Source organism: Nostoc sp. FACHB-190 (assembly GCF_014696905.1).
GTDB lineage: Bacteria > Cyanobacteriota > Cyanobacteriia > Cyanobacteriales > Nostocaceae > Nostoc_B.
In genome coordinates this window covers 212348-231245 of record NZ_JACJQW010000007.1, presented here as the reverse complement: position 1 = coordinate 231245, position 18898 = coordinate 212348, and the positions used below count along the sequence as shown (strand labels likewise).

Here is an 18898-nt window from a genome sequence, read left to right as displayed (position 1 = left end):
ACGTAGTGATATTTTCTCATTGTTGGCTTGAAATAATCATTATATTTACCAATGACGAAATTTTACTGATTTTAGAGAATAAAACACAACAATATCTTGTTTAAATCTTAAAAAATGTTTACTTACATCAGCAAGTTTAAGCATCCGGCAAAAAATATTGCAGTTAATAAAAATTTATTGATTGATATCTTTTTGGGGATAATTAAGCGTCACGATAAACAGCAGCATACTTCACAAAAAAGCTGTAAAAAAAGTTTGAGAGTAGCAGTAGAGAAGCTACATCATCAAATATTAGATATCAGATTGCAGGGAATTGCTGAACTCGGAGCATTAGCTAATTATCATAAACAAGATAACTGGGAAATTATAAAGGTTCTCACGGCTTTTGTGCGGCAAAACTCTGATTACAAAACAAACCAGGAAGTTAAAAGTCAGTCATCACCCAAAATTGCCCCAGATATTCAGGCTGCATTGCAAGTAATCACAACAACAGACACCCCAAAATCTCTAGCATCAGAACAACTTGACTTGAGTTATACAGACTTACGCGGAGCAAATCTCAGTGGTGGAAACCTTGCAGGTGTGAATCTCTACCAAGCTAATTTATCAGGAGTGAATCTGGCGGGGGCAAATCTCAGTGGTGCAATTCTTTGTGCTGCTAACTTATCCCAGGCTAACTTAGTTGGTGCGAACCTCTCAGAAGCAATTGTCAGTGCGGCTAACTTGTCTGGAGCAAATCTCGCCCAAGCAAATTTAGTCAAAGCGAACTTTTATCTCGCTAATTTGTCTGAAACTAATCTGCAAGATGCCATACTTGAGGGTGCTAATTTCCGAGAAGCAAAATTTTCCGGATAAACACAATTCACACTGAATATAGAACAGATTCTGCAATATTATTATTAGTTTCTGACAGTACAAGTCTAAGTAGTGACACTGAACCAGGGTGGAAAACTACTCTATTTTTCGCAAATATTCAAGATAATCTCTGGGGTTGTCACAATATCATTACAAAGACAATTTAAAACATCAAAGTCATATCAATAAAAATCCGTAATTTCCTATTCAAATCTTGAGCGAAATGTTATACTCATCCCAATATCTAAGTAATAATTCTGTAGTGTGAGGAATCTTATTCCTATGTCTGCAAATAAGACAGACAAAATGTTGCGTTGGTTGATAGGTACAACAGTTGTATTGGCGCTGGGGCTGAATATAATTGTATTTGCTGCCTCCAGTAAAAAAGATTTATCAATTTCGCAGCAGATACAATACAGAACGCAAGCATTAACAACAACTGCGATTATGTTTTTAGGCTTGGCAGTTATGATTAATGCCTATTATGCAGGTAAACGGGCCGAGGCAATGCAAAAAAATGCGATCGCCTCCGAAAAAAATGTCGAAGTAAATCTGCAAAATACGCAAATCTCCCAAGACAGATTGATTGCAGATAGATTTATGGCTGCTATTACGCAGCTTGGTCATGAAAGAATTGAAACGCGCATCGGTGCAATTTATGTTTTAGAACGCATTGCCCAGGATTTTCCTAAAGAACACTGGACAATTATGGAAATTCTGGCGGCGTTTGTACGGGAGAATACAGGCATTCCCACAGAAGGCGAACTCTTTAAAGAAGAAGATGCACAGCCAATATACTGGGGTAAACCCAAAAGTCGGGTACTGGCAACCAAACAAAATAGTGAAGCCGCACCCAAAATTCGCCGGGATGTCCAAGCCGCTCTGACAATCATTGGTAGACGTAATTCCCTATTAGAGTTAGAAAGTCAAAAATTAGATTTACGCAATATAGATATCCGGCGAGCAGATTTACTCGGCGCTAATTTAGAAAGAGCAGATTTACGCGGTTCTGACCTTTCTGGTGCAGATTTACGCGGTGCTAACCTTTCGGGAGTTAACCTCAACAGTGCCAAATTGGTACGCTCCATTCTCTACGAAACCAATTTACAAAAAGCCAACCTGCGGCAAGCCAACTTACAAGGGGCAACCTTGAATCGTGCCAATTTACAAGGGGCAAACTTGCGTGCAGTTAACCTGCAAAATGCAAGTCTGCGTACAGCCAACTTACAAGGAGCAAACCTGTATAAAGCGAATTTACAACAGGCAACCTTGAAAGTTGCTAACCTCGCGGGTGCAAAATTGTTTCTGGCTAATTTACAAGGGGCAAAGCTGGGTAAAGCTAACTTGCATTTAGCAGGATTAATTGGTGCGAACTTACAAGGAGCCAACTTAAATGGCGCTAACTTATCTGGGGCAAATTTAAATGCTGCCAAACTCCAGCAAACAGAAGTCTTTTTTGCTAACCTCACCGAAGCCAGTTTGACAGAAGCTGATTTATATCAAGCTAACCTCATGGGTGCGAACTTGAATCGGGCAGTTTTGTATGAAGCGAATTTATCAAAAGCCAACCTCATCGGCGCGAATTTATTCGGCACAAATTTGTGTGATGTCAAACTAGAAGGTGCAATTCTCACAGGGGTGAAAAACTTAGACTCACAACAGATTGGCATGGCAGTAGGCGATCGCACAACCCGGCTACCTGATGATCTTGAACACCCTAGCCACTGGCGACAGTCGAGTTAAGAGGCAAGGGTGCAGGGTGTGTTTTCAAACTCTGTGATCCCCCCAACCCCCTTTTTAAGGGTGATTTAGGGGGATCGAAATATGTGCAACTTCACATTAAATTGGTATAACTTCTAGTCTCTATTCTTAAGTCAGTGATTTATGAGAAAATCTTAAAACCAAACATAAAACACTCTTTCCCCTACTCCCCAACTCCCCATCATCACGACAGAGGTAATACCACCATTGGAGAAACTCTTAAAAATCTCAAAAATTATTGATACTTGTACTGAATTTATCGGTCGATGTACCAGTTGGCTGGTGCTAGTCATGGTCATCCTGGGAGTATGGAACGTTGTTGGGCGATATGTAGGGCGGTTGATTGGCAGTAACCTCACATCCAACGCTTATATCGAAGCCCAGTGGTATATTTTTGATTTAGTTTTTTTGTTGGGTGCAGCTTACACCTTAAAGCATAACGAACACGTCCGCGTAGATATTTTTTATAGTAATTGGCAACGTCGGCGCAAAGCTATTGCAGATTTATTAGGTACGATATTTTTCCTAATTCCTTTCTGTGTGATGGTCATCATTTTTTCCTGGGATACCATCATTGCTTCTTGGCAAATTCAGGAAAATTCCCCTGATCCTGGTGGTTTACCTCGCTACCCAATCAAAGCAATGATTATTGTTTCCTTTATATTGCTGATTTTTCAGGGAATTTCCCAAGCAATTAAAAACTGGGCAATTATCCAAGGCAAACTAGCAACAGAGGAGGAACAACGTGACACTGGCTTATGAATGGCTAGGGCCGCTGATGTTTGCGGGTGCTTTGGTATTGTTATCTCTGGGCTATCCCGTTGCATTTTCCCTGGGTGGTGTGGCTATTGTTTTTGGTTTATTGGGCATTAGTTTGGGTGTGTTTGACCCGATATTTCTCACCGCTATGCCCCAGCGAATTTTCGGGATTATGGCTAATTACACCCTGTTAGCGATTCCTTACTTTATTTTTCTGGGGTCAATGCTAGAAAAATCTGGCATTGCGGAACGGCTGTTAGAAACAATGGGGATTTTGTTGGGACGGTTGCGGGGTGGACTGGCCTTAGCAGTGGTGCTAGTGGGAGCATTGCTGGCTGCAACTACTGGTGTTGTAGCAGCCACGGTGGTAGCGATGGGTTTAATTTCGCTGCCAATTATGCTGCGCTATGGATATAACAAACAATTAGCCACAGGTGTGATTGCGGCTTCAGGTACTTTAGGACAAATTATCCCGCCAAGTGTAGTTTTGGTCGTTTTAGGCGACCAACTTGGTGTGTCTGTAGGTGATTTATTTATTGGCTCGGTGATTCCCGGCTTGATGATGGCTAGTGCCTTTGCGCTGCATGTGCTGATTGTGGCATTTTTAAAACCAGATGCCGCACCCGCTTTGCCTGCGGAAGTCCGAGAAATTGGCGGTAAAGCCTTGGGGAGAAGGGTAATTCAGGTTATGTTGCCGCCTTTGGTAGTAATTTTACTAGTGCTAGGGAGTATATTTTTTGGCATTGCTACGCCCACAGAAGCAGGTGCAGTTGGTTGTGTCGGTGCGATCGCTTTAGCAGCAGCCAATGGTCAACTAACCTTAACATCTCTGCGTCAAGTATGTGATACTACTTTACGAATCACCAGTATGGTGATTTTCATTTTGTTTGGTTCGACAGCTTTCAGCTTAGTATTCCGAGGATTAAATGGCGATCAATTTATGTTTGATGTCCTCGCCAATCTTCCTGGTGGGAAAGTCGGTTTTTTAGCCGTCAGTATGATTGTGGTGTTTATCCTCGGTTTTTTTATCGACTTTTTTGAAATTGCCTTTATCGTCATACCTTTATTTGTGCCTGTTGCCCAGCAATTAGGCATTGATTTGGTTTGGTATGGTGTAGTAATAGGGGCAAATCTGCAAACTTCCTTTTTAACACCACCTTTTGGTTTTGCTTTGTTTTATCTGCGTGGTGTTGCACCTCCAGAAGTAACCACATCTGATATTTATCGTGGTGTCATACCGTTTATTCTGCTGCAATTATTAGTTGTGTTGTTAATTATTGTCTTCCCGCAGATTGTGAGTTTCTTACCTTCTTTGGGAACTTAATACAGCAAAGTGCTGATTATGTGTAGGGTGTGTTAGGCGTAAGCCTTAACGCACCGAAAACTCGGCGGTAGATGCGTTACGCTGTCGCTAACACATCCTACATACATTTCAGAAATCAAATATTAGTCCTATATCTTATCTAAGATTTAGCCACACGCTCTGGGTGTCTAGATTCCTGTACCAAAATGCTGTGTAAGGTTTGCAATAAATCCTTTGTTGTATAAGGCTTAGAAATAAACTTTTTCACACCAGATAACTTGGTTAATTTACTACTAGCTGTCAAACCACTAACAGCAATCACCTTGACTTGAGAGTTCATTTTTTGCAAAGTGCTAATCGCCGTAGCACCATCCATTGCAGGCATCATCATATCCATCAACACTAAGCTAATTTCGTCTTCGTGTTGAGCGTAAAGAGCGATCGCTTCAATGCCATTAGTAGCAGTTAATACTCTGTAGTTGTAGCTTTCTAAGGAAATTTTTGTAGTTTCTAAAATGCCACTTTCATCATCAACTACTAAAATTAACTCTCCGTCACCTTTGAGTAAATCTAAGTCTTCCGCTAGGAGTGGATTTGCTACCTCGACGGCTGGTAAGAAAATTTTAAATTCTGTACCCCTACCAACTTGACTCCAAACATTCACAAAACCACCGTGACTTTGAATGATACCTCTGACAGTTGATAAACCTAATCCCGTACCTTTCCCAATTTCTTTGGTGGTGAAAAATGGCTCAAAGATTCTATCAATAATCTCTGGTGGCATTCCTACACCTGTGTCTGTAATTGTCACTACAATATAAGCACCGACACGGGCATCTAAATTCATCCTTGCATACTGTTCATCGACTAACAAATTTGACGCAGAAATGTTGATACTACCACCTCTGGGCATGGCATCACGGGCATTAACTACTAAATTCATTAATAGTTGATGTAAGTGGGTTGCATCGCCAATTACCGCCCAAAGTCCTGGCTGAATTTGAGTTGTTAATTCAATTGATTTGGGAAAAGTTTCTTGGACAATTTGTTGAATTTCTGAACATAAATGACTAACTTGCACAATAGTACGCTGCCCATCTACTCCCCGTGCAAATTGTAAGACTTGCTTAACTAAAGCTGCACCACGTTTAGAATTAGCTTCGATGGTTTTCAACATTTGTTGATTACGCTCATTAGTATCTGGCAGTTTGAGTTGTAGTAGTTGTGCGGCTGTTAAAATCGGTGTCAAAATATTGTTCAAGTCGTGAGCGATACCACTGGCTAATGTGCCGATGCTTTCTAAACGTTGAGCGCGGAGAATTTGATTTTCTAAATGTTTTTTTTCGGTAATATCAGTATTAACAGTCAAAATTGATTTAGGCTGGTTATGGCGATCGCACATTAATGTCCAACGACTCGCCACAATCACAGTTTGTCCTTGTTTGTTAACTTGGTTTAATTCTCCTTGCCAAAAGCCAGACTCAGCTATACTTGCATAAATATTTTGGACTTGTGCTAAAGTGTCTGGTGGATATAAAATCTGATTGACATTCTCACCAATAACTTCAGTCGCTTTCCAACCATATAAATTTTCCGCGCCTTGGTTCCAAAAACAAATTTGATTATTAAAATCTTTCACGACAATTGCATCGCTAGTTACATCTAATAAAGCTGCTTGTTCGCGGATTTTTTCTTCAACTTGTAAACGTTCTGTAATTTCGGCTTCTAAACGTAAATTCTGCTCTTGTAATGTTTTGGTAAGAGTGCGTAACTTCAGATGCAACTGAATCCTTGCTAATACTTCTTGGTGCTGTAGTGGTTTGGTGAGGTAATCAACTGCACCCAGTTCAAAGCCTTTAACTTTATCAACAGTTTCCGAAAGTGCTGTCATAAAAATCACGGGAATATCTTGGGTTGATTCCTGCGCTTTCAGACGACGACAAGTTTCAAAACCGTCAATTCTCGGCATGAGGATATCTAACAAAATTAAGTCAGGCTTACCATATTCTGCTATGGCGATCGCACTTTCACCATCCTCAGCAATTAATACTGTAAATCCAGCCGTGCCTAAAAAATCAAACAACATTTCTAAATTGATGGGAGTATCATCAACAATTAAAATGACACCGGATTTATTAAAATCATTTTTCATAAAGCCTCAGAATACTTTTGGAGAAACTCCAATATTTGTTTCCCTTTAAAACCTTTAGCCAGTTGATATAACCGAGTAGCAAAAGGTTGTAACTCCTCACTTTGTTCTTGTAGTTTTTGCGTTCTTTCAGCAATACTTCTTAAGTCACCCCGCATAGCCAAATCTAGCAAAATCGTCAGTTCATTTGCTGAGGGAGGCACAATTGAAGCCTGAGATGTTAATTGTAAAGGATCAATTGAACTTTTGTGTGCATCCTTTATCTTTCTTACCTTGTCTTCATATACCCATGTTAATCCCAAGTGAACTTGTAACTTTTCTAAAAGTTCGGCTCTTTGAATCGGTTTTGCAAGAAAGTCATCACACCCAACGTTACGGCTTTCTTGTTGATTAAACTCAAACACACTGGCTGAGACTGCAATGACTACTACTTCCTTAAAGTTTGGTAACAATCGCAAGCGCCGAGTGGCTTCAAAACCATCCATTCCCGTCATCACCAAATCCATTAAAATTAAATCTGGTTGAAAATTAGGTATTTTATCTAGACAGTCTAAACCATCACTCGCCGCCAAAACTTCAAAACCCAAAGGCTCTAAAATATTGACTAATACTGAGCGATTTTCCCATTTATCATCCACAACTAAAATTTTGCGTTTGCAGCCAGCAAAACCAATAATATTAAGTGGCTCAATCTCAAAATTTAACTGTTGCTCAACTTCTGGTAATGCCAAATCGAGCCAAAAAATACTGCCTTTACCTAGTTCACTTTTGACACATAATTCGCCACCCATCATCTGCACTAATTGACGGCTAATTGATAAGCCTAAACCCGTTCCTTCCGTCTTCAAACTATCCTCACCCGCTTGTTTGAAGGGCAGAAATATTTCTTCTAATTGCTCATGGGCGATGCCAATTCCTGTGTCTTCTACTAAAAAGCGAATTTTTGGTGTTGGAGATTGGCTAGTAAGTTTTTCGCCATTTAATATCCAGTCTCCGTCCTGGGTTACATAACCTACTTTAAAACTTATCCTACCTTTTTTTGTAAACTTAACCGCATTACTTAATAAATTGATTAAAACTTGCCTTAAGCGTTTTTCATCACCCCGAATGCGCCTGGGTAGATAACCAAGGGGCTGATAAACTAAAGCAATACCTTTCATTTCTGCCCGCAGATGGCAAATTTCGGCGATACCTTCTAAAAAGGCGGGAAAATTAAATTCTTTCAACTCCAGATCCATTTTCCGCGCTTCAATTTTAGAAATATCTAAAATATCATTAATCAGTGTTAGCAGATGTTCACCACACTGATGAATAATATTGACACCATTTCTCTGTTGACTACTTAAAGAAGTATCTGTTTGAAAGATTTGCGTATAACCTAAGATGCCATTTAAAGGTGTTCGCAGTTCATGACTCATATTAGCCAAAAATTCACTCTTGGCGCGGTTAGCGGCTGCGGCTGCTTCTTCGGCTTTTTGGCGTTCTTGAATTTCTTGTTGTAATTGAAAATTTTTTGCTTGTAATTCCAGCGTGCGTTCTTTAACTTTTGTTTCTAATGTGCGATTATATTCTTCTAAATCATGATAAAGGCGGGCATTTTCTAAAGAAATTGCAGCTTGTGATGATAAAAGTTGTAAAACTTCTAATCGTTCTGGTGTAAATGCTCCAGCAATCAATTTATTTTCTAAATAAAGTATACCGATTAACTTGCCTTGATTGACAATTGGGCTACATAAAATCGACTTTGGTTGATGCTTAACAATATAATCATCTGTAGTAAATACACCTTCGCAATTAGCATTACTAAGAACCACATGCTCCCCAGTGCGATACACATAATTAATCACGGATATGGGCAAATTCTCACTGGATTCAACAGGGGTAGATTGACGGACATTAATTTCAGGTTGAGCAAAACTACCTGATGCAGCAATTAATAAAGTATCTGCCTGATTTAAAATTAAATATCCTGTGGCTGCACCAGCATTTTCTAACAGAATTTGCATTAATTTAGCCAGTAATTTGTCTAAAACAATTTCACCAGAAAGTGCTTGAGCCGCTTTCATCACTGTTGCTAAATCAAAAGCTTCACTGGTATTGTGATTGATAGCGTTGATGAGTTGATTTTTACCTGAGTTTGGTGTTTGACGTTCCGATAGCCGCGCCACAATTTGGGGATATCTAACTTCTAAATCGCGCAACTTGGCTATGGCTCCCCAGTTACTATATCCATAGTAAGCATCAATTAAATAAATCTGGGCTACCTTATCTCTACCAGTCTCAAAATAAAACTTTGCTGCTAGTTCATTGGCGAGAGCTGCTTCTTGGATATATCCTTGCTCTTGCGCTTGCATAATAGCTTTGTCATAATGTGCCGTTGCTTGCCAATACTGTCCTAAAACTCTGGCTTTTTCGGCTTCGACAAGCTCATATTTATGTTGAAAATTCATCGGCGCATAACTCGCCCATGTTTGCATTTTTTGTTGATGATGATTGACTTTATCTAACAGCAGCTTTTGATACTCAGATGTGGCTGATGGATAGATAGCAAGTTGCGCTAAAGAATCATAAAAATGGAATAACGGCACATTTAACCATCCTGTGACTCCATCTAAATACTGTTCTGCTTTGCTGGCATTTTCTACAGCTTGATGAAAATCTCCCAGGAGATAGCACAAAATTAATTTATTGAGAAACACATAGTGAATAATTGTGCGCTCATTTGATTGGATATGAACTGCTAATAATTCGGCTTCGTTATAGGCTTCACCAATTAACAGACAAGGGTTTTCTGATAACCCCAGTAAATTCAAAACAGCTTGGTGAAACACTTGGTGCCATTTTAGTGCAGTCTCTTGATGAATTTGTGCGATCGCCTGACTATATCTTGCCATTTCCTGTTCGAGACTGGTTAACTCTGCACCACTCCAATAGGCATATTGACACTTCTTACTGGCTGAATATCCTGTATGTACTAAATCCCCAGTTTCTAAGCCACTAAAGTAAGCAGCTTCTAAAAGTGGTAAGGTATCTTTGACATGATGTTTCCAAGGAATTATGAAAGTAGCAACTTTAAATAAAACTTGACTTCTGACTTCATAAGTATCTAGACTTTCTAATAAATTTAAAGCTAATTGTCCAACTTGATAAGCAGCGTCAATATCTTGGCACAAACCACTAAAAACTATACCAAAATCAGCAAACCCACTAGCCGAAAATGGCGTATTGCCGTATTGAATAGATAAGTTGACTTGCTGACAAGCAATCAAAATAAATAATTTTGGTGCAGATTGATAAGCAGCAGGTACTAAACTTGCTATTAGCCTCATCGCAGCTAATTTATGAGCATCTGTCACCGCAGGCGAATGAATTAAATCCTCGATTTGTTTCCCTGCTAAATAATTAGTGGTTTCTTGAATAGCTTGCTGGATATCTAACTCGGTTGGTGCTTGGTTGAGTTTTATTCCCAATATTTCTAAAACTTCTAAACCAAGCTGTACAGCCGCCATTAATTTTCTTTGCACCTCACAACTTTTGATTTGCAACTCATAAACCCTCACTTTTTCCAGTTGGGTTTTTGCTTGTTGTAGAACAATTTCAGCTAATAACTCCATTTGCTCAAAGTCACCGCTTAGAAATGCTACTTCTGCTGCTTGTTGATGGACATTTAATGTCAATTCATATTGGTGATACCAGCTAGAATTATTCAAAAGGCTTAAACATATCTTTAAATAACCCATAGCAGACTCATAAGCAGCCGTAGCTTTGGCTTTTTTCCCGGCTATTAAATTCAATTCTACTAACTCATATATTTCCCAATCGTAAGTTAGTAAATCAATGCCATATTTGAGGTGATTGACTAAATAAAAAATATGCTCTTTCTGCTCTTCTGGAGAAAATTTTTGTAACAGTAATTTACCAATGGTGAAATGAGTATTTTTTTTCTCAACATCGGGAATTAGCGAATAAGATGCTTGTTGTACACGATCATGTAAAAATTTATAGCTAATTTGCTGTTCGGCTTGCTGTTCAGTTAAAATCAAAGGTATTTTATAAGACGAATCTAAAGGTAAAATTAAGCCTGCTTGTAAAGCTTCCCAAAGTTCTTTAGCTGTTTCTACCCAAGATTTTTGATTCACAATGCTCAAAATATCTAAGTTAAATTTATCGCCAATACAAGCAGCCAGTTGTAAAACTTTTTGAGTTCTCGGTGATAACTTCTGAATTTGGTTCACCATCAATTCAACAACATTATCGGTAATGTCAATATCTTTTATAGTTTCGATATGCCATTGCCAACAGGCTTGATCAAAATTAAAAGATAAAAAGTTTTCTTGATGCAGAGATTTGAGTAATTGCGTTACAAAAAATGGATTGCCCTGGGTTTTATGAAAAACTAAATCAGCTAGTTCTTGGGAATCTTCTGAAAAAATACTCAAGGTATCACTAACTAATTGTTGAACATGACTAATATTCAAAGGCTGAAGTACAATCTTATTGATATTTACACCATTTTTCTGGATTGCTGCAAGAGTTAATATTAATGGATGACTTGGAGTGACTTCATGCTCACGATATGCACCCATGAGTAATAAATATTTGCTCTCAATATCACTGATGAGTAGTTGAATTAACTTCAAAGATGCCACATCCGCCCACTGCAAGTCATCTAAAAAAATTACTAAAGGATGTTCTGCTTGGGCAAATACATGAATAAATTGTTGAAATAATCGATTAAAACGGTTTTGGGCTTCGTTAATTCCTAATGATGGTATTTCTGGCTGAGTACCGATAATTTTTTCAACATCAGGAATCACCTCAATAATTACTTGCCCATAAACCCCAACTGCTGATAAAATTTTCATCTTCCAACTCGTGATTTTTTCAGCACTTTCTGTTAATATCTGCCGAATTACTTCTTGAAAAGCCTGGATGAATGCCGCATAAGGTATATGACGTTTATACTGGTCAAATTTTCCTCCAATAAAATAACCACCCTGGCGAATAATCGATTTAGAAAATTCATTAACTAGGGAAGATTTACCAATTCCTGAATAACCACTAACTAATGTTAACTCCGTGCTTCCTGAACTGATTCGCTCAAAAATACTCATCAATTGAGTAACTTCTTGCTCACGTCCATAAAGTTTTTGTGGAATCAGCAATTGACTGTTTAAATCAAGTTTACCGATAACCAAATCTGTAATTTTGCCAGTTGTTTGTAGCTGATATAAACATGATTCTAAATCTGCTTTTAAACCCAAGGCATTTTGATATCTGTCCTCAGCAGTTTTAGCTAATAATTTCAGCACAATATTAGATACTGCCACTGGAATTTGTGGATTTAATTCTTGAGGTGCTATGGGAGTTTTAGCAATATGAGAATGAATTAGTTCTAAAGGATCATCTGCTACAAAGGGCAGTTGACCAACTAACATTTGATAAAGTGTTACACCCAAAGAATAAAAATCAGTGCGATAGTCTATTAAGCGGTTCATTCTCCCTGTTTGTTCGGGTGAGAGATAAGCCAGACTACCTTCGAGTAAATTTATGTTATTTATGGTTTGATTTTCGCTATGTAAGCGTGAAGCAATACTAAAGTTGATAATTTTGATTTGATTGGTGTTGGGGTCGATTAAAATATTATGGGGTTGGATATCTTTATGAATAATATTATTTTGATGTAACTGAGCTAAGGTTGAGGCTAATTGAATTGCAATTTGTAAAATTTGAGTTAATTCTAATTTATTTGTGCTAATAAAATTATGCAGTGTTTCACCAAGGAAGTCTTCTAAAATCAGTGCGATTTTATTTTGTGTACTTTCTAAAGCGAGAGGTTGAATCACTCCTGATATTCGTAAAGATTGCAGTATTTGATACTCGTATCTTAGGCGAGTGATTTGTTCAATTGTAGGATACTCAGTTTTCAGAGTTTTAATAATTACCGATGTTTGTGTTGATTCTTGATAGGCGCGATAAATACAGGTATTAGTATTATCATCAATAACTTGAATGAGGCTGTAGTCGGTAAGAATAATACTCATGTTTATTTTTGAAGGCAGGAGTTAGAGGGCAGTGGTTCGACAGGCTCACCAACCGGAAACACGAGGAAAACTGACCCCTAACTCCTACTATGACCGAGATGGGGCATTTGCAACGGACGTATTTTTTTTCGCGTTACTTTTATCGATGGTAATACAAATCAACTAATTTGATGGATGTTTTTTTGTGCGATCGCAATTCTTAAATAAGCAATCTCAGCAGTAAATTAATATCCCCACACTGCTGTAGTTTGTGTGGGGATATGATTACTTGCTATTACTAGCAGTGACAAAATTAGCGTAGCTTAACTCATTCACCCGATTCCAGTTATAAACTTGTTGACGGAAGTTTTTCCATTGTTCATAAACTTGTTTGAAGTTAGTATCTTTAGTGGCGTTTTCTTCATATATCTCAAGAGCAATTTGCTGTGCTGCTTGTAAAATCTCTTGACTATAGGGAGTGAGTTGTGTACCACCAGCAATCAATCTCGAAAGTGCTGCACCATTCAACGCATCGTATTCTGTCAGCATATTCATGTTGGCTTCTAAAGTAGCGGCTTTTAAAATTTGTTGATATTCTTGGGGTAATTTGTTCCAAGCATTCAAATTAACTAACACATCTAAAGATGGCCCTGGTTCCCACCAACCAGGATAGTAATAATATTTTGCAGCTTTATTTAAACCGAGTTTTTCATCATCGTAAGGGCCTACCCATTCAGCCGCGTCAATTGCACCCCGGTCAAGTGACAAATAAATTTCGCCTCCAGGTAAAACTTGCACATTTACACCCAAACGCGACATTACCTGTCCACCTAATCCCGGAATTCGCATTTTTAAACCTTTGAGGTCAGCGACAGTTTTAATTTCTTTTTTAAACCAGCCCCCCATCTGCGCCCCGGTGTTACCTGCGGGAAAATTAATAATGTTGAAGTTGGTGTAGACTTTCTGAATCGCTTCTAAACCGCCGCCATGATATAACCAAGCGTTCTGCTGTTGGGCGTTTAAACCAAAGGGTACAGAGGTGGCGAAAGCCAAAGCCGGACTTTTACCGATGTAATAATAGCTGGATGTATGACCGCATTCTACAGTTCCGGCTTGTACCGCATCTAAAACTTGTAATCCTGGAACTAACTCACCAGCCGCAAAGGGGGTAATTGTAAACCGACCGTTAGTCATTTCCTTGACTCTTTGTGAAACCACCTTTGCACCGATAAAAGTTCCTAAACTTTTAGTCCAACTAGTAGCCATTCGCCAACGGACAGTCGGAAGTCCCGTTTGCACTGCGGGGGATGTGGTACTGCGGTTACAAGCGGTTAAGGTTGCAGCAGTGGCTGTGGCTAAAGCAGCTGTGTTTAAAATCTTTCGGCGTTTCATCATGCTTATAGAGACTAGAGGCTAGAGATTAGGGGTTAGAGAAGACAGTTTCTCATATTTAGTTGTAGGATTTTCTCGTGAATAGTTGACTTGAGCAAATGCTGAGTTCTCTTGAAAAAGACTAACCTCTCTTCCCTAAGCTCTAACTCCTAGGTACACAATTCATCATCCCTACCAATTTTTATGACAAATTCTGCAAACGAAGTTTATCCAGTCATTTGGCACAATGATTCCGTATCACTCATTGACCAAACCCGTTTACCGAATGAATACACCTTTGTGGAAATTCATCGTAGCGAAGATATGGCGCGGGCGATTAAAACCATGATTGTGCGGGGTGCGCCGGCTATTGGGGTGGCTGCGGCTTATGGGATGTATCTGGGGGCGAGAGAAATTACAACCAGGGAACGCACTGAATTTTTAACCCAGCTAGAAAATGTCGCGCAATTATTACGCTCTACCCGTCCCACGGCGGTAAACTTATTCTGGGCAATTAGTCGGATGTTAAAAATTGCCCACGCCACGGAAGGAAGCGTCGAAGATATCAAACAAGTTTTATTCCAAACCGCCCAAGCTATTAATGCAGAAGATTTGCAAACTTGTCAGGCGATGGGTGATCATGGTTTAACTGTATTGCCGAAAACACCCGCAAAGCTAACTTTACTAACTCACTGCAATGCTGGGGCGTTAGCAACTGCGGGTTATGGTACAGCTTTGGGTGTTGTCCGTTCTGCTTGGCGCGAAGGGCGTTTAGAAAAGTTGTTTGCTGATGAAACCCGCCCCCGGTTACAAGGTGCAAAACTCACTGCTTGGGAATGTGTACAGGAAAATATACCTGTGACGCTAATTACCGATAATATGGCCGCCCATTGTATGCAGAGGGGTTTAATTCATGCTGTTGTTGTGGGCGCTGATAGGATTGCGGCGAATGGTGACACAGCGAATAAAATTGGTACGTATAGTTTAGCGATCGTTGCTAAAGCTCACAATGTACCATTTTTTGTTGCGGCACCTTTTTCCACCGTTGATTTTGCCTTGTGTGATGGTAGTCAAATCCCTATAGAAGAACGTCACCCAGAGGAAATTTACCAAGTTGGTGACACCAGACTCACCCCTGAAGGCGTAGAATTTTACAACCCAGCTTTTGATGTCACACCAGCCGAGTTAATTACAGCCATCATTACAGAAAATGGAGCATTTGCACCTGGTGATTTAGCGAAATACCAGTTACAACAGTCTTTTAACTAAATTATCATGACTGTTTTTATGCAAATTTCTATTCAGCCTCGGCAGAAAAAATCTCAAGTTCCAGCTAACCAAAATTTCCGCCGTAGCAAAAGCCTGTTTTCTCATTTATTTATAACGGGCATTCTTTCCAGCAGTCTTGTTTCTTTGTTACCGACACCTGCTGCTGGTCAAGTTAATCTTGGACAGCAACTTTTACAAGAAGTATCAAAATGTGCTGAGGCTAAAATTTCTGAGCAAAAGCTTATTAATCAAGCCGAATCAGAAGCTATCACAACAAAATGTGCTTTACAAATCCTCACTTTAACTTCAAATGGAGAATTTCGTCCTGATGCTGTTGAGCGCGTCGCCGCTTTTATGGAAGCGGTTGGTGTGAAACTCCCGCAATCAACTAGTCGAGGACAAGCTAATGTAAAACTGCAATTGGAACGTGAGAGTTCTGTGTTTAGAATCCCCGTCCGCATTGGCAAACAAACGCAAACTTTTATCTTAGATACTGGTAGCGGTCAAACCATTATCAATAATCAAATTGCTCAACAATTAGGTCTGAATAGTAAACCTATTCCCAATGGACTTTTAGAATATAAACCTGTTATTGGTAATAACTTCAAAAACCTAGAAGTTAAGACTCATATCTTACCAGGTTTAAGTGTAAATTCTGCCACTGTTTCTGGTCTTTATGGCTTAGAATTACCTACACCAGCATTACCACAGGATATATCTGGAGTTTTAGGATTAGATTTTCTGAGTAAGTTCGATGTTGTTCTCAATCCCAAAAAACAACAATTACAACTATTACCACCTTCTAAATCTGTTGCGGGTGCTATTCCTTTAAAAGGAACCTTTGGGATTTTAACGACTCAAGTTTACATTAATGGTGAAGGGCCTTTTACTTTTGTTTTAGATACAGGAGCCTATACGATCGCAGTTTCTCAATCTATCGCGCAAAAATTAGGAATTGACACTCGCAACGCCCCGACCGCAGAAGTATTTGGTTTGGGTGGACGGGAAACTGTCAAAAAAATCAAATTGAATAAGCTGCAAATTCAGCAACATCAAGTAAATGAAATTGATGCTGTTGTTGTTGAGCAAAGTAATATTCTCAAACTTCCTGGTGTAGAAGGTATTATTGGTCAAAACTTTCTCAATCAATATCAACAACATTGGCGGTTTGATAAACCAAATGCGCTGGGAGTTGTGCAATCGGGAAGTTTAGTTTTAACACCTTAGAGGCAGGAAACAGTGGTTCGGCTACGCTCACCAACCGAGGCAGGAGGTAAGAATATTACTATTGTGGGCATTCTGGCTTTCAAAATTAATTATTGAACATTACCAAATCCTTGTACAGCCGTAACACACCCTACTTATACTTTATAAATAGACTCTAACTATGAACAACTCTAGCTTAATTACTGGATTAATTATTTGTCTAATTTGGATTAGCGGTTGTGCTAATTCTTCTACAGAAGTTAGCCAAGAAAACCCGACAACTAAATCTAAAATTCCCCAAAGTCCTAGACAAATCACTGAAGTGACTACATCTCCTGAACCAACTCCCACAACAGAGGTTTCGCCATCCGAAAACCCAGAAACATCGACAAAAGCTTTACCAACTATTGGTACAGTCAAAGAACTAGTCAACGGTGATTTATTGTGTTATGCCACATTAATTGATGAACAAGGAATTGAACATCCGGTAGGTGCATCTTTTGAAATTTGTGCGGAATCGGCGAAATTTTTAAACAAAAAAGTCCGTGCATCTTACACAATTGAATCAGTAAGTGATTGTCAAAGTGCTGAACCTTGCGGCAAAACTAAAAAAGAATCAATCATTACCAAGATGGAAGTTTTGACTCAGTAAAAGATACATAGCAGTTTTAGTTGATATGTGAGCAATAAAGACAAGGGGGACAAGGTAGAAAAGGGAGACAAGGAAGAGAGATGTTTTTGAAGAAGAATTCAGAATTTAATTCTGGCTCCTGACTGCTGAATTCTATTTTGATAAATCATTTGGGATTGCTATAGATGATCAAATATGTGAAACTAATCTAGGGTATTCATGTATAAAAAACCATTTAACCTAAAAACTTGGGCTATTCGTTTTGCTTGGGTTTGTGTGATTATTGGAGTAGCATTTCTCTATTTATATCCTGTAATTAGTTGTAGAATTTGGCATGATCAAGCTGCTTGTGAAACTGACAAGTGGCAGCAGCGTAATTTACCCTAATTCTTAATTTTATGGCTCTGGCCATATCCTATCTCCAGTAATAGAATCAAAGATAAATAACTGAGTTAAATCTAATTGTAAGGATAAGCGATCGCCTACACTCACCCGTACATTTCCACCAATCTGCACATTCAATAACACTGTCGAACCAGGTAAACTCGCACGAATTAAAGTTTCTCTCCCCAAAGGCTCAACCACCTTCACTTCTACGGAAAGTGCTGTTAGCGGTAGCGGGGCGTTTAGCCCGTGCTGAGTGGGGAGTGCTGAGTTATTGTTAATAGAAACATGTTCTGGTCTAATACCCAAATCATAATTCTGTCCTGGACGCATCTGTAATTTTTCCCTGACAACTTCGGGAACTGCAATTAATTGTTCACCCACATCAAAGCCATCATTGGTATATTTTGCTGACAAAATATTCATTGGTGGATTGCCTAAAAAAGTTGCCACCATTTGATTAGCTGGAAGCGCGTAAATGCTTTGGGGTTCGCCAATTTGTTGGATTCTCCCACGATTCAGCACGACAATTTTATCAGCCAAGGTCATCGCCTCAACTTGGTCGTGAGTTACATAAACCGTGGTAATTCCTAACTCTTGATGGAGTTGTTTTAATTCGGCTCTGGTGTCATCGCGCAATTGAGCATCTAAATTAGATAAAGGTTCATCTAATAAAAATACTTGGGGTTCACGGGCGATCGCTCTTCCTAATGCTACCCGTTGTTGCTGTCCACCAGAAAGCTGTTTGGGTTTGCGATCTAATAAATGTTCCAACGAAAGCGATCGCGCCACCGTCCCCACCCGTTCTTGAATGAGTTTCGCGTCCACCTTTCGCATCTGCATCCCAAAGGCGATATTTTCCGCCACCGTCATGTGCGGATAAAGGGCGTAGTTTTGAAACACCATCGCCACATCGCGCTGTCTAGCGGGGATATTATTCATTAAGCGATCGCCTATAAATAGTTTGCCCGAAGTGGCAGTTTCTAAACCCGCGATCGTCCGTAAAATTGTCGACTTCCCACAACCAGAAGGCCCGACTAACACCCAAAATTCGCCATCGGGAATTTCAAAGCTAATATCTTCGATGGCGGTGACGTTGTTAAACCGACGTTTAATTTCTTCGAGACGTACTTTAGCCATTATTTAATTTTGTCCTTTGTCGTTTGTTTTTTCTAAACAAATCATTA

At 39.3% G+C, this 18898-nt stretch carries 12 protein-coding genes; 8 read left to right on the top strand and 4 right to left on the bottom strand.

What is annotated here, in order from left to right; genetic code table 11:
* The first annotated feature begins 114 nt into the window (after positions 1–114).
* The 4 genes from H6G28_RS11465 to H6G28_RS11450 all read left to right on the top strand — a co-directional run bounded on the left by H6G28_RS11465 (position 115) and on the right by H6G28_RS11450 (position 4699).
* Complete coding sequence (locus H6G28_RS11465; RefSeq protein ID WP_190670842.1) at positions 115–855, top strand: pentapeptide repeat-containing protein; 741 nt, start codon at positions 115–117, stop codon at positions 853–855.
* Positions 856–1137: 282 nt separating this feature from the next.
* The gene (locus H6G28_RS11460) at positions 1138–2598 is read left to right on the top strand and encodes a pentapeptide repeat-containing protein (RefSeq protein WP_190590132.1); all 1461 of its coding nucleotides are present in this window, start codon (positions 1138–1140) and stop codon (positions 2596–2598) included.
* A gap of 225 nt (positions 2599–2823) precedes the next feature.
* Positions 2824–3378, top strand: a complete 555-nt coding sequence (locus H6G28_RS11455) for a TRAP transporter small permease subunit (protein ID WP_190670840.1) — start codon at positions 2824–2826, stop codon at positions 3376–3378.
* On the top strand, positions 3362–4699 hold the full coding sequence (locus H6G28_RS11450) for a TRAP transporter large permease (RefSeq protein WP_190670838.1): 1338 nt from the start codon (positions 3362–3364) through the stop codon (positions 4697–4699). The genes H6G28_RS11455 and H6G28_RS11450 overlap by 17 nt, the downstream gene beginning before the upstream one ends.
* Positions 4700–4838: 139 nt before the next feature.
* On the opposite strand, the gene H6G28_RS11445 is transcribed toward H6G28_RS11450, so the two are convergent.
* From H6G28_RS11445 to H6G28_RS11435, 3 genes are all read right to left on the bottom strand, one after another.
* Positions 4839–6830 carry an ATP-binding response regulator gene (locus H6G28_RS11445; RefSeq protein WP_190670837.1) on the bottom strand — a complete coding sequence of 664 codons (1992 nt, stop codon included), beginning with the start codon at positions 6828–6830 and terminating at the stop codon, positions 4839–4841.
* Positions 6827–12871, bottom strand: a complete 6045-nt coding sequence (locus H6G28_RS11440; protein ID WP_190670835.1) for a hybrid sensor histidine kinase/response regulator — start codon at positions 12869–12871, stop codon at positions 6827–6829. The genes H6G28_RS11445 and H6G28_RS11440 overlap by 4 nt, the downstream gene beginning before the upstream one ends.
* 264 nt (positions 12872–13135) lie before the next feature.
* Positions 13136–14242: a TRAP transporter substrate-binding protein gene (locus H6G28_RS11435; RefSeq protein ID WP_190590223.1), complete on the bottom strand. Its 1107-nt coding sequence runs from the start codon at positions 14240–14242 to the stop codon at positions 13136–13138.
* A gap of 183 nt (positions 14243–14425) precedes the next feature.
* Between H6G28_RS11435 and mtnA the strand changes: the two genes are divergently transcribed.
* The 4 genes from mtnA to H6G28_RS11415 all read left to right on the top strand — a co-directional run bounded on the left by mtnA (position 14426) and on the right by H6G28_RS11415 (position 17714).
* Positions 14426–15490 carry an S-methyl-5-thioribose-1-phosphate isomerase gene (gene mtnA / locus H6G28_RS11430; protein ID WP_190670832.1) on the top strand — a complete coding sequence of 355 codons (1065 nt, stop codon included), beginning with the start codon at positions 14426–14428 and terminating at the stop codon, positions 15488–15490.
* A gap of 6 nt (positions 15491–15496) precedes the next feature.
* Positions 15497–16717: a retropepsin-like aspartic protease gene (locus H6G28_RS11425; protein WP_190670830.1), complete on the top strand. Its 1221-nt coding sequence runs from the start codon at positions 15497–15499 to the stop codon at positions 16715–16717.
* Positions 16718–16877: 160 nt separating this feature from the next.
* Positions 16878–17348, top strand: coding sequence for a hypothetical protein (locus H6G28_RS11420; RefSeq protein ID WP_190670828.1), 471 nt, complete (start codon positions 16878–16880; stop codon positions 17346–17348).
* A gap of 198 nt (positions 17349–17546) precedes the next feature.
* On the top strand, positions 17547–17714 hold the full coding sequence (locus tag H6G28_RS11415; RefSeq protein ID WP_190590124.1) for a hypothetical protein: 168 nt from the start codon (positions 17547–17549) through the stop codon (positions 17712–17714).
* Between the two features lie 9 nt (positions 17715–17723).
* On the opposite strand, the gene H6G28_RS11410 is transcribed toward H6G28_RS11415, so the two are convergent.
* The gene (locus tag H6G28_RS11410) at positions 17724–18851 is read right to left on the bottom strand and encodes an ABC transporter ATP-binding protein (protein ID WP_190670826.1); all 1128 of its coding nucleotides are present in this window, start codon (positions 18849–18851) and stop codon (positions 17724–17726) included.
* Between the last annotated feature and the right edge of the window lie 47 nt (positions 18852–18898).

Bases quoted from the DNA above. Each gene is read 5' to 3' on its own strand.
- H6G28_RS11440 (WP_190670835.1), bottom strand. From the start codon at position 12,871: ATGAGTATTATTCTTACCGACTACAGCCTCATTCAAGTTATTGATGAT.
- H6G28_RS11465 (WP_190670842.1), top strand. From the start codon at position 115: ATGTTTACTTACATCAGCAAGTTTAAGCATCCGGCAAAAAATATTGCA.
- mtnA (WP_190670832.1), top strand. From the start codon at position 14,426: ATGACAAATTCTGCAAACGAAGTTTATCCAGTCATTTGGCACAATGAT.
- H6G28_RS11445 (WP_190670837.1), bottom strand. From the start codon at position 6,830: ATGAAAAATGATTTTAATAAATCCGGTGTCATTTTAATTGTTGATGAT.
- H6G28_RS11410 (WP_190670826.1), bottom strand. From the start codon at position 18,851: ATGGCTAAAGTACGTCTCGAAGAAATTAAACGTCGGTTTAACAACGTC.
- H6G28_RS11415 (WP_190590124.1), top strand. From the start codon at position 17,547: ATGTATAAAAAACCATTTAACCTAAAAACTTGGGCTATTCGTTTTGCT.
- H6G28_RS11460 (WP_190590132.1), top strand. From the start codon at position 1,138: ATGTCTGCAAATAAGACAGACAAAATGTTGCGTTGGTTGATAGGTACA.
- H6G28_RS11420 (WP_190670828.1), top strand. From the start codon at position 16,878: ATGAACAACTCTAGCTTAATTACTGGATTAATTATTTGTCTAATTTGG.
- H6G28_RS11435 (WP_190590223.1), bottom strand. From the start codon at position 14,242: ATGAAACGCCGAAAGATTTTAAACACAGCTGCTTTAGCCACAGCCACT.
- H6G28_RS11425 (WP_190670830.1), top strand. From the start codon at position 15,497: ATGACTGTTTTTATGCAAATTTCTATTCAGCCTCGGCAGAAAAAATCT.